Consider the following 11,463-nt stretch of genomic DNA (forward strand, 5'->3'; position numbering starts at 1 on the left):
AAAGTTGATGGTCAAGTTACCAAACTGCTCAAATTGCAGCTAAAGATGACGACAGCATTATATCGTTGCATAAATTAATAAAAACTTTACATATGGATACTATACATGGAGACGATCGCCAGTCGATGGCAGTAGAGCAAGGATGGGGATTTACCAAAGCACTACATCCAGAAGACCGCAATCGTTATACGATGCAACAATGTTTAGCGATCGCCAAAGGGCAACCTTACGAAATCAAGTATCGCTTACTCGCTGCGGATGGTCACTATCACTGGTACAGCGAACAAGGGACACCAGTGATTGCAGCAGGTCAAATTCAAGATTGGATCGTGAGTTGCACTCCCTACCACGAAGAACTAGCCAATTCTACCGTACAGCCATCCGAAGAACCTTTAAAAGCTCTACAAGAAAGCGAACAGCGCTATCGTTCGCTTGTGATTGCGACATCACAAATTGTGTGGACAACCGATGCCGAAGGTAGAGTAGACGATATACCAGCTTGGCGCGCGTACACAGGTCAAACCGTCGCCGAAGTCAAAGGCTGGAGTTGGTTAAGCGCCGTACATCCCGAAGACCGCGATCGCACTGCTTTGACGTGGAATCGCGCAGTACAGCAAAAAACGCTTTACGATACCGAATATCGGATTCGCGGTGCCGATGGCAACTATCGTTACTTTTGGGCGCGGGGCGTACCCGTCATTGCCGAAGATGGTTCAATTCGCGAATGGGTAGGTATTTGTGCTGATATTCACGAGCGCAAGCGTGCGGAAGAAGAACTGAGAATTAGTGAAAAGCGCTATCGTAACTTAGCGAATGCAATGCCTTTGATTGTCTGGACAGCACAACCCGATGGCACGATGGATTACTACAATCAATGGTGGTTTGACTATACCGGATTGACACCTGAGCAAAGCGCTGGGTTGGGATGGCAAGCGATTATTCATCCTGATGATTTAGCCGAGTGTCTTAACCGCTGGAACTATGCAGTCAGTACGGGGACTTTCTACGAAATTGAATATCGTTTCCGGCGTCAAGATGGTGTCTATCGCTGGCACATCGGTAGAGCCGTACCTGTACGCGACAATGACGGACAGATTATATCCTGGGTGGGAACTGCGACAGATATCGACGATCGCAAACGCTTTGAGGAAGCCCTTAAAGAAAGCGAAGCTCGCTTCCGTAGTATGGCAGACAATGCGCCTGTCATGATTTGGGTATCTGGAACCGATAAGCAGTGCAATTGGTTTAATCAACCGTGGCTCGACTTTACAGGACGTAGTATGGATATGGAAGTAGGTGACGGTTGGGCGCAGAGAGTTCATCCCGACGATAAAGAACTGTGTTGGCAAACTTACTTAGAAGCCTTTGCGGCGCGTCAGCGCTTTGAGATGGTATATCGGCTCCAACGTGCTGATGGCGAGTACCGCTGGTTAGTTGATACAGGTGTACCGCGCTTTACACCAAACGGTGAGTTTGCAGGGTATATTGGCTCTTGTGTTGATGTCACCGAGCGCAAGGCAACTGAAGAAGCATTAAAACAGCGCGCTGAGGAATTGACTTATTTAACAAAAATGTTGGCAACTACTAATGCTGCTTTAGAAAAGCGCAACCAAGAACTAGATCAATTTGCTTATGTCGCCTCGCACGATCTAAAAGCACCCTTAAGAGCGATCGCCAATCTGTCGCAGTGGATCGAAGAAGATATCGCCGATCAACTCAGTGCCGAAAACCGCCGTCAAATGGAATTGTTGCGCGGGCGCGTCCATCGGCTAGAAGCCTTAATTGACGGCTTGTTACAGTACTCGCGTGTCGGACGCACAGCAACCAAATCTGAATTAGTGAACGTTCAAGCGTTGCTCAATGAAGTACTAACAATGCTCGCACCTCCACCAGAATTTACAATTGCGATCACCACAGAAATGCCGACACTGCACGCACAAAAGTTACCCTTATTTCAAGTATTCAGCAATCTCATTAGTAATGCAATCAAACATCACAACCGACTCAACGGTAACATCACAATCGCGGCAACAGACAAAGAAGATTGTTATGAATTTACCGTAGCTGATGATGGTCCAGGAATCGCACCTGAGTACCACGAAAAAGTGTTTGGCATCTTTCAAACCTTAGAAGCTCGCGATAAAGTCGAAAACACGGGTGTTGGGCTTGCGATTGTCAAAAAAATCATTGAAAGTCAAGGAGGACGAATTTATATTACTTCGCAAGCAGGTCAAGGAGCCACTTTTCACTTTACTTGGCTAAAGTAGCGACGACTTCTCAATTTCTACACCGAACTATTCCTCTGTTATGACCAACCCAAACGCGATCGCCGGTACGCACAACATCAGTAGCGATCATTGCTTCTTGCACCGCACTTGATTTAGCAACATACGTTAACGCCGCAAGGAGGTGACGCATTGACTCAAATCGATAACTCTACGCTTGCTGTCTTGATTGGTATTGCTACACTGGTTTTACTAGCGATCGCCAAGCAAATACAGGTATCGGATTAGCAATTGTCAAGAAAATTGTTGAAGGTCAAGGAGGTAGTATTTGGGTAGAATCTCAAGTAGGACAAGGCGCAACGTTTCACTTGACTTGGGTAAAAGAGCAAAACTAAGTAATAAGAAATATCTCTAAAGCATTAAGTCTTTATTGTCAATAACAGAAATCTGGCTAATGATTGAGGCAGATTAACAAATTAGCAGCAAAAATTAAATTAAATTGTACTCAATAATGAATAACAAAATGACAAACATCCTACTTGTTGAAGATGACGAAGTGGATGTAATGAATGTCAAGCGTGCGTTTAAAAAGAATAACATTACCGATCCACTTTATATGGCGGCTAATGGTTTAGAGGCGTTAGCGCTTCTGCGTGGGGAAGGCGATGCGCCGATTCCTCGCGAATGGCGGCTTGTGCTTCTTGACTTAAATATGCCAAAAATGAATGGCATCGAATTTTTACACGAGTTACGTGCTGATCCCGAACTGCGTTTTACTCCGGTGATTGTTCTGACAACATCGAATGAAGACCGCGACAAAGTAGAAGCTTACAACCTAAATGTAGCGGGATACATCCTCAAGCCTGTAACGTTTGCCAATTTTGTCGAAGCCGTCGCCACCTTAAATAAGTATTGGACACTGAGTGAAATACCCTAAGTAGTGTAGCCAGCACGGTTGGTAAAAATCGAGGAAAGTTGTGAAAACCCGAATCTAAAAACAAAGAAATGCGTCTGAATACACGCTATACCAAAGACAGAAAAATTTGTTTTAACGAAGCAGGGTTCAACAAGCGTGACGATTGTCAATCTCAACACTTGAACCAAAGCTCTGCACTGCTCATCCCCGCTCAATCTCCGATAATAACTATGGAAGAAACTGTAAAAATTCTAATAGTTGATGACGATGAAGTCGATCGGATGGCAGTACGCCGAGCGCTTAGAGCCGCTGGGATGCAAACTGAAATATTAGAAGTCAGTGATTGTGCAGAAGCGATCGCGACGCTGCAAACGCAAGATTTTGATTGTGTCTTCCTTGATTATTGTTTGCCCGACGGTAACGGTCTAAATTTAGTACAGCAGCTACGCGCGTTGGAAATTACAGTTCCTTTAATCGTACTCACAGGACAAGGCGACGAACAAATCGCCGTACAACTGATTAAAGCAGGCGCACACGACTATCTTTCTAAAGCCAAGATCTCACCAGAAAATTTAGCTCAAGTTCTGCGCCAAGCAATTCGCGTCTACCGTGCTGAACAAGCAGCAGCGATCGCCAACGAACGTTTAAGAGAAAGTGAGGAACGTTACCGCCTAGTTTTAGAAGGTGCAAATGATGGAATTTGGGATTGGCATTGTGCGACCGATGAAGTGTATTGTAATGATCGCCTGCTCGAAATTTTAGGCGTGTCGCGCTCAGAATTTGACTGCACCACCACCGCATTTCTGCAACGGATACATCCAGAAGATTTACCGCGAGTCCGCGAAGTTATCCGCAACCACTTGACAAATAATGAAAATTGTGAGACAGAATTACGATTTGTTCGCAGTTCAGGAGAATATCGTTACTGTTTAGCACGAGGTAAAGCACAGCGCGATGCTAATAACTGTCCGATTCGTATGTCAGGGGTCATTAGCGACATTACCGAACGCAAGCAACTCGAAAACGCCCTACGCGAGAGCGAATCGCGATTTCGCTATCTCGCCGAATCAAACGTGCTGGGGATTATTGTGGCAGATATGCAAGGCAAAATCCTCGATGCGAATGATGCTTTTTTGCAAATGGTAGGTTACTCTAAGCAAGATATCGTTGCAGAAAATTTGTCTTGGAAAGCCATAACACCACCAGAATACGCAGAAATTGATCGCCAAGCCGCAGCCGAAATGCGATCGTCGCGCATTCTCACACCGTTTGAGAAAGAATTTATCCGCAAAGACGGTAGTCGCGTCTCGATTCTAATAGGCGGGGCGTTGATTGATAGTGTTAAGGAAATTGGCATTTGTTACGTATTAGATTTAAGCGATCGCAAGCGTTCCGAAGCTGAAATCGTCAAACTTAACCGCGACTTAGAACTACGCGTCAACGAATTACAAACGTTGTTTGATGTCATTCCAGTGGGAATTGCGATCGCGCAAGATCCAGAATGTCATTATATTCGACTTAACCCCGCACTTGCCAAACTCCTTCATCACCCCATTGACGCTAACGCTTCTAAAAGCGCGCCTCCGGAGGAACAACCAGCTTTCAAAATCTATGCGGATGGTCGAGAAATTACCGCCGCCGAGTTACCCATGCAATACGCTGCTGCAAACGGCGTCGATGTTTTAGAGCAAGAAATAGACGTTATTACAGATAACAATTCTGCAATTAAGCTTCTTTCTTATGCGGCACCATTATTCGACGAGCAAGGGCAATGTAGAGGTAGTATTGGTGCATTTCTCGATATTACCGAACGCAAGCGCGTAGAAGAACAAGAACGCTTTTTAGCCGAAGCAAGCGCTTTACTCGGACTTTCGCTAGACTACCAAACAACCCTAGAAAATTTAGCTAATCTAATTGTTCCACAGCTAGCAGATTGGTGTACTATCTACTTAGTAGACGAAGACGGTACGCTAAGTCTAGCTGCACTAACGCACGCTGACCCAGAAAAAGTTAAGTGGGCAAAAGAAATCATCAGTCGTTATCCGCTTAACCCTGATGCGCTCATAGGAACACCCCAAGTTATTCGTAGTGGCAAGTCAGAGTTATACTCAGAAATTTCTGACTTTCTATTAGCAGGACTTGCGCGCGATACAGAACATTTAGAAATCTTGCGTCAAGTCGGTTTAAAGTCGCTCATATGCGTTCCGATGAAAGCCCGCGATCGCATGTTAGGGACAATTACCTTTTTCTCAGCAGAATCAGGACGTACCTATACCCAAGCCGATCTTGTTTTTGCTGAAGATATTGGACGTCGTGCAGGGTTAGCAGTTGATAACGCGAAATTATTTCAGCAGGCGAATGACATTGGCGAAAACTTGCGTCAAGCGCTAATTATTTTAGGCGAACAGCAGCAACAGTTGCGCGTATTGCAGCGCATTACAAATCTCCTGAATCAGCGTCTCACGAATTTACCAGGATTGCTACAAGTTATGGTGCGAGCAATCTATGACGGCATTAGCGATGCACAATTTGCCTTAATTTTATTGTATAATTCCGAAACCTCGCAACTTGAATTAACTGCGACAGCAGGTGTCGGTCGCGAAAGGTTGTTGTTGATGGAGTTGTTTGATAGTGGTGACGGATTTCTTAATCACGTCTTCCAAACAGGTGAAGCGCAACTATTTCAAGCAACAAAACCAAGAGATCGCCAACTCAAAACCTCTGGTGCAGAAGAACCCCAAGCGGTCGAGTTACCTGCTGCAATTCATGCGGTGGCGATCGAATCAGCATCAGCCGGACGATTAGGCGTTTTAGCAATTGGTAACTGGGAAAATCCAGAAGCTTTTGACGCAGAAGACCAAAATTTACTCATGGCTGTCGGCGAACAAGCCGCGATCGCCATCAATAATGCGCGGATGATTGGCGTTTTAGAAGAACGCGAAGAACGCTTAGCAATTCAAAACCAAATCTTAGCACGGCAAAACCGCGAACTCGAACTCAACCGCCAGCGCATTGAACAACAAAATCTGCAACTCATCGAAGCTGCACGACTTAAATCGCAATTTTTGGCAACAATGTCACACGAATTGCGCACGCCGATGAATGCCATTATCGGTTTTGCTCAAGTTTTACTGCGACAACGTACTGCATCGCTGAGTACTACGCAAGTCGAAATGGTCGAGCGCATCCTCAATAACGGTAAAAATTTACTCGCGCTGATTAACGATATTCTTGATTTATCTAAAATTGAAGCTGGACGCTTAGAACTTGTCCCAGAAGAATTTGACCTGGCGCAATTAATTAACTCAACTGTCGCTGAATTACAACCGCTTGCCGAACAAAAACAGTTAAAGTTGAACACTATGATTAATATTGACGACTCTCAGATCGTGAATGACAGCGTTCGCTTGCGGCAAGTACTTGTTAACCTGCTATCGAATGCGATTAAATTTACTGAAACTGGCTCAGTCGAAATTAGCGTTTGCGAACCTGCGCCAATGCAACTACTCCTCAGCGTTAAAGACACGGGTATTGGCATTGCTGAAGCAGATTTACCGTGCATTTTTGAGGAATTCCGGCAAATTGACCAGACAACAACGCGTAAGCATGGCGGTACTGGTTTAGGACTCGCCATTACAAAATCTTTAGTACAAATGATGCAAGGAACAATTTCTGTGGAAAGCAAATTAGGTCAAGGCTCTACATTTCAGATTACCCTGCCCCGACAAGTCATCTCTAAGGAGATAGGGTAAATCTGCATAGTTTCTGATAGGCTGGAATTAATAGAGCAATTAAAAATTACTTCTGAGCGCCAACCAAGTTTTCTTGACAAACTAAAAAATGTCTGGATGCGACATTATCGTCGTTGGAGCATCGGCGGGAGGCGTTGAAGCGCTAGAGCAACTTATTCGTCATTTGCCTACCAACCTACCTGCTGCAATATTCGTTGTGCTGCATATACCAGCACACAGCACAAGTGTACTACCAAGTATCCTTAACCGTTGTATTCAGAGAAAACACAAAAACAAATCTTTGCTCAAAGCCGTTCATCCTCAAGACGGTGCAGAAATTCAACACAATCACATTTATGTCGCGCCACCTGATTATCACCTACTCGTTAAAAATGGATACATTCATCTAGCACGCGGTCCTAGAGAAAACAGCCATCGTTCCGCAGTTGATCCCTTGTTTCGTACAGCCGCAAGAGTTTACGGACAAAGGGTTGTGGGAGTCGTTTTGTCAGGCATACTCAACGATGGGACAGCAAGTTTAGCCGTAATCAAGCAACTCTGAACTTGGCTTCTACTACGTCTCCCGTCGTCGCGATCGGTGCTTCCGCAGGTGGACTGAAAGCGCTTAGCGAAGTTTTATCCTCGTTAAGCACAGACTTTCCCGCAGCAATTACCGTATACAACACTTGTACCCCTATCATCCTAGCCAGATGGCAAGTCTTCTCAACCACCGTACAGCTTTAACGGTTAAGGAAGCAGAACAAGGCGAACAATTGTAGCTTTGCTTTCTCCCGCTGTGTTTATTCTTGAGGGTCTGTTGCCCTCCTTGATTGTCTTTTTTGACCAGCGCAACAGCGTCATCGTCACTCAATCCTAGTGCGGCAGCGGCTGCTTTGAGCGTCCCTTTCTTGGCGACTAACCAGCCTCAATGCCAACGACGACATTCTACTTTATCTAGTGTTGAGCTATAACGAGCTTTCAGGTCTTCACTGGAAAGATGGCGTTCTCGATGGGCTTTTCTTGTCATTTTTCCAGCTTAGCTTATCACTTGACTTTTTTCTGTCGATTTGGTGTGACTTGCTTATTTACCGCGTCCTACATGGCGAATGGCGGGATTGGGATTAGTGTTGTTTGCCTTGTTGTGGGTTGCATTTGGTGCGATGGCACAAGTTGTTTGGTTGCAATAGTGGTTGATTCCTATGCGCCCACAACTGTGGTTGCCCTTAAGTATTGCCTGTCTGCCTGTCTTCCTTGGTTTTTAGCGTCAGGTATTGCGCAGCAAGGAATTAGTGCTAAAAAAGCGCGAGTTGGTTGGTGGTTTGCCCAAAGCGTGATTTTGATTGGTGGCTTTTTGTTAACGCTGAACTTCCTGCCACAATTGGGTTTTATGTTTCTTTTGTTACCCTTATTCCCGCTATTAATTGCTGTTCTCTCATTTGTAGTGGCGCTGGTTGACGAAGCGTGGAGTTCTGCGCTGGCGAGTGCTTTGTTCTTTGGTTGGATTCTCGTCGCTGACTTTTCCCTAGCGAGTTAGCATCACATCAGCGCCCATAGTAAACGCGGGCGTTTCTTAAGCCAGAGTTGAGGAAAAATTGGTTCCATTGTTCGGCTAAAGCACGACTGGAAAAGGGTCCGACGCGGACGTGTGGTCCTCTTGGTTGCTGTTGCTGGCTGACGTCAATGACAACATTTTGTTGTAGTTGTCTAATTTGGTCAGCGATCGCTGGTAAACTTTCTTGGCGATCAGGAATGACGACAAAATATGACCGCGCATCACCAACAAACGCCGTGTCAGTACCCGTACTTAAATCGACAATCCGCGCTGTTACTCCAACCGATTTAAGTTCCTGAGCGCGTTGCTGGGCATTCGAGTTTTGCGCAAATGCTCCAGCTTGAACAACACGACGTCCATTGTACTGCCGCACAAAAGCTTGTGGTTCAAGTTGTTTGACTTGCTCTAGCGTTGGAGAAGTCACATCATCAACATAAACTAAATAGTTCAAATTTGTACTATCGGGATTGCTAAGCGCTGGTGGTGTATTCGATGATGGTGCTTGAAAATCAAATTCGCGGGGAACAAAAACTGATTGCGGTGGTAACGGCTCTTTTGCCAGTGGGACTGATGGTGGTGGTGGTAAGCGATCGACGACTGCAATATCCGCTAGTGCGGCTGTAGTCGTTGCAACGAACCACCCTCCCAATATTGTGGGAACAGGTACCGCGAGTAATGAGGTAGCAAGTTGAGCAAACAAACTGATATTGCGCGATTGATGAGGCTTGTTCATCTTTAGTTAGGCTAACAATGCTGAGATGGCAAATAGAAAATTAATTTAAATGATGTTAAATTAGACACTTTACAGCCAAAATTGGTTGCTTAGCGCATTTAAGTGAATAAATGTTACAAAAGCAAATTAGCGTTAGTTTGGGTATATTTCCAAGCGAGGTTTTGCTGATAAATTTAGTATTATTGATTTTTATTGATACTAAAATTTCAGTAAATATACAGTAGACCTCTGACACGAATTATAACTCGCCTCTAAATCCCGCACAAGTCAGGAACTTTAAGTAATTTAGAAGTCTCCCGCCCCCTCTGGCGCTCCAAGCTTTTTCGCCCCCCTAATACTATTTCACTAAATAAGAACTACAGTTAATTTCTCCCTCTGCACCCCTGCTTTCTCTGCTACCCATTTGTAGCAAATTTAAAGTGAAGTGGTATAAATCCACACTACTTGCGCTCACGCGCGGGAAGAACCTCCGCTGTAGGAACTGGCGTAGCTTGGGGGCGGTTTGCCAGGGATTTTGCTAGAACCGACCACTTGTGTACGCGGTAGCCGCCAATGCTGAGAGACAAGATTAAATTCATGCAGTGAGTGTCAGGCGAGAGCAAAGGTTAGATGCTGCTTTCGTTGTATTTGATCAGTGTTGCGATCGCTTTGACTAACGTCTCTAGCTCGACAGGTTTTGTGATATGTTGTTGAAATCTGGCGCGTAAAGCTTGTTGCTGATTGCAATCACTGGCGTAGGCAGTCAGTGCGATCGCTGGAATATCGCGTTGCTGTGAGCGAATATGTTGCATTAGCATATAGCCATCCATCTCTGGCATCCCAATATCACTGACTAATACATCCGGTTGAGAGTTCGTTAAAGCTACTACCGCCTCGTTTGTGGAAGTTGCTGAGATTACCGCTGCTCCTGCCTGTTCTAACACAAAAACAACAAAGTCTCTAGTATCAGTATCGTCATCAACCACTAAAACTTGAACGTTGTTTAAATTGGGTGGGAGTTCCGACGATTGGTGATTCTGATCGACTGTTGGTTCACTGCGTATGAGGGGAAGTTGTACTGTAAAAGTTGCTCCCTGATTTTCACCGCGACTTTCTACCTCGACTGTGCTGCCATGCAGTTCAACCAAGTGCCGTACGATCGCGAGTCCCAAACCCAATCCGCCAAACTTGCGCGTCGTTTTGCCATCATCTTCTTGGCGAAAGTAGTCGAATACAAGAGGCAAGAAATCAGGTTGAATGCCTTTTCCTGTGTCGCTGACTCTGATTTGAGCCTGATTGCGAACCTGTGTTAACTCTACCGTAACGCGACCGCCTGTAGGCATAAATTTGACCGCGTTAGAAAGCGGGTTCCACATCACTTGCTGTAAGCGCGTTGCATCACCGGAAACTTCTACATTAAAGTCAAGGTTTACCGTTAACTCGATTGATTTGGCTTCTACTGCTAGACGCACGGTTTCAATCGTTGCTAAGGCTTGTGCAGTCTTTGCCTCATCAAGCTTGCGGGTTTGCAGTAGCTTTGACCAACCAAGAATCGGATTCAGTGGCGATCGCAACTCGTGCGATAATACTGCCAAAAACTCGTCTTTAATGCGGTTAGCTTGTTGCAACGGCTCACAGCTTGCTGCAATGAAGTTGTCAAATTTGCCCGTTCCAGCGCCACTGCTACTTGGTCACTTGACACCTTGCACATTATCAGCTTCATCGCGTAGCGGCATCACTCACCCACTTGCCCAAAAGCGACTGCCATCTTTGCGGACGTGCCAGCGTTCGTTTTCACCTTGCCCTGCGTGTAGGGCGATGTGCATTTCCCGATCAGCTTGATTTTGCAGATTGTCTTCTGGCGTAAAAAGCAAACGACTCTTGCCGCAGTTCTCGTACCAAGTTTCTCATTGCTGGCTGTATTACACTGAGATGTTCTGCATTTAAGCAACGTATTAACTCAGTCACGATCAAGTTCTTTGTATCCATAAGCTTTGACTATTTTACAAAGAAAGTCTACCTATTGAGCGAGGGAGCCTATTTTTAGCAAAGACAACGCACAAAGTTACTGACTTATGCTATAAATGCCGACAAAGTGAATGCGATCACATTTCTGCAGTTTGACGCTTATAGCACCAAAAATCTTGTACTGCAAAGCTATGTTGGAAAATAATAAAAAGGCTACAAATAGCTAATACCACTATATAATAGTAATCATGTTTTCATTCGCGAAATTGAAAGCATAGTGTATGAGAAAACTAGTGCTTTCAATTGGCGTACGCTACACCCAACATTAAGGCAACAATAATGGGAACTCGAATTTGTTG

General features: G+C 45.1%; 11 protein-coding genes and 1 pseudogene. 7 read left to right on the forward strand and 5 right to left on the reverse strand.

Features of this window, described 5'->3' with window-relative positions:
- Positions 1 to 92: 92 nt before the first annotated feature.
- Positions 93 to 2,267: a PAS domain-containing sensor histidine kinase gene (locus NIES1031_RS08910; protein WP_084544285.1), complete on the forward strand. Its 2,175-nt coding sequence runs from the start codon at positions 93 to 95 to the stop codon at positions 2,265 to 2,267.
- 10 nt (positions 2,268 to 2,277) lie between these two features.
- Here NIES1031_RS08910 and NIES1031_RS24270 read toward each other — a convergent pair whose 3' ends face one another.
- Entirely contained in the window at positions 2,278 to 2,418 is a 141-nt protein-coding gene (locus NIES1031_RS24270) for a hypothetical protein (protein ID WP_178378090.1), read from the reverse strand.
- Positions 2,419 to 2,527: 109 nt separating this feature from the next.
- Between NIES1031_RS24270 and NIES1031_RS08915 the strand changes: the two genes are divergently transcribed.
- The 6 genes and pseudogenes from NIES1031_RS08915 to NIES1031_RS08940 all read left to right on the forward strand — a co-directional run bounded on the left by NIES1031_RS08915 (position 2,528) and on the right by NIES1031_RS08940 (position 8,406).
- A complete protein-coding gene (locus tag NIES1031_RS08915) occupies positions 2,528 to 2,620 on the forward strand; it encodes a hypothetical protein (protein WP_236738779.1) in 93 nt (30 codons plus the stop codon).
- 128 nt (positions 2,621 to 2,748) lie between these two features.
- Positions 2,749 to 3,162 (forward strand): response regulator, encoded by a 414-nt coding sequence (locus tag NIES1031_RS08920; RefSeq protein WP_330219957.1) that lies wholly within the window; start codon positions 2,749 to 2,751, stop codon positions 3,160 to 3,162.
- A 209-nt stretch (positions 3,163 to 3,371) separates the two neighbouring features.
- Complete coding sequence (locus NIES1031_RS08925) at positions 3,372 to 6,893, forward strand: PAS domain S-box protein (RefSeq protein ID WP_073549073.1); 3,522 nt, start codon at positions 3,372 to 3,374, stop codon at positions 6,891 to 6,893.
- 88 nt (positions 6,894 to 6,981) lie between these two features.
- Entirely contained in the window at positions 6,982 to 7,434 is a 453-nt protein-coding gene (locus NIES1031_RS08930) for a chemotaxis protein CheB (RefSeq protein WP_073549074.1), read from the forward strand.
- 2 nt (positions 7,435 to 7,436) lie between these two features.
- Positions 7,437 to 7,651: pseudogene (locus NIES1031_RS23730) on the forward strand (chemotaxis protein CheB).
- 218 nt (positions 7,652 to 7,869) lie between these two features.
- On the forward strand, positions 7,870 to 8,406 hold the full coding sequence (locus NIES1031_RS08940; RefSeq protein WP_218596711.1) for a hypothetical protein: 537 nt from the start codon (positions 7,870 to 7,872) through the stop codon (positions 8,404 to 8,406).
- A gap of 7 nt (positions 8,407 to 8,413) precedes the next feature.
- On the opposite strand, the gene NIES1031_RS08945 is transcribed toward NIES1031_RS08940, so the two are convergent.
- The 4 genes from NIES1031_RS08945 to NIES1031_RS25975 all read right to left on the reverse strand — a co-directional run bounded on the left by NIES1031_RS08945 (position 8,414) and on the right by NIES1031_RS25975 (position 11,010).
- Complete coding sequence (locus NIES1031_RS08945; protein ID WP_084544288.1) at positions 8,414 to 9,157, reverse strand: SPOR domain-containing protein; 744 nt, start codon at positions 9,155 to 9,157, stop codon at positions 8,414 to 8,416.
- A gap of 440 nt (positions 9,158 to 9,597) precedes the next feature.
- Positions 9,598 to 9,735 carry a hypothetical protein gene (locus tag NIES1031_RS24275; RefSeq protein ID WP_178378091.1) on the reverse strand — a complete coding sequence of 46 codons (138 nt, stop codon included), beginning with the start codon at positions 9,733 to 9,735 and terminating at the stop codon, positions 9,598 to 9,600.
- 27 nt (positions 9,736 to 9,762) lie between these two features.
- A complete protein-coding gene (locus tag NIES1031_RS08950; protein WP_073549076.1) occupies positions 9,763 to 10,764 on the reverse strand; it encodes a hybrid sensor histidine kinase/response regulator in 1,002 nt (333 codons plus the stop codon).
- 111 nt (positions 10,765 to 10,875) lie between these two features.
- On the reverse strand, positions 10,876 to 11,010 hold the full coding sequence (locus NIES1031_RS25975) for a hypothetical protein (RefSeq protein WP_269085997.1): 135 nt from the start codon (positions 11,008 to 11,010) through the stop codon (positions 10,876 to 10,878).
- Positions 11,011 to 11,463 lie beyond the last annotated feature (453 nt).

Origin of the sequence: Chroogloeocystis siderophila 5.2 s.c.1, from assembly GCF_001904655.1 — a bacterium.
Lineage (GTDB): Bacteria > Cyanobacteriota > Cyanobacteriia > Cyanobacteriales > Chroococcidiopsidaceae > Chroogloeocystis > Chroogloeocystis siderophila.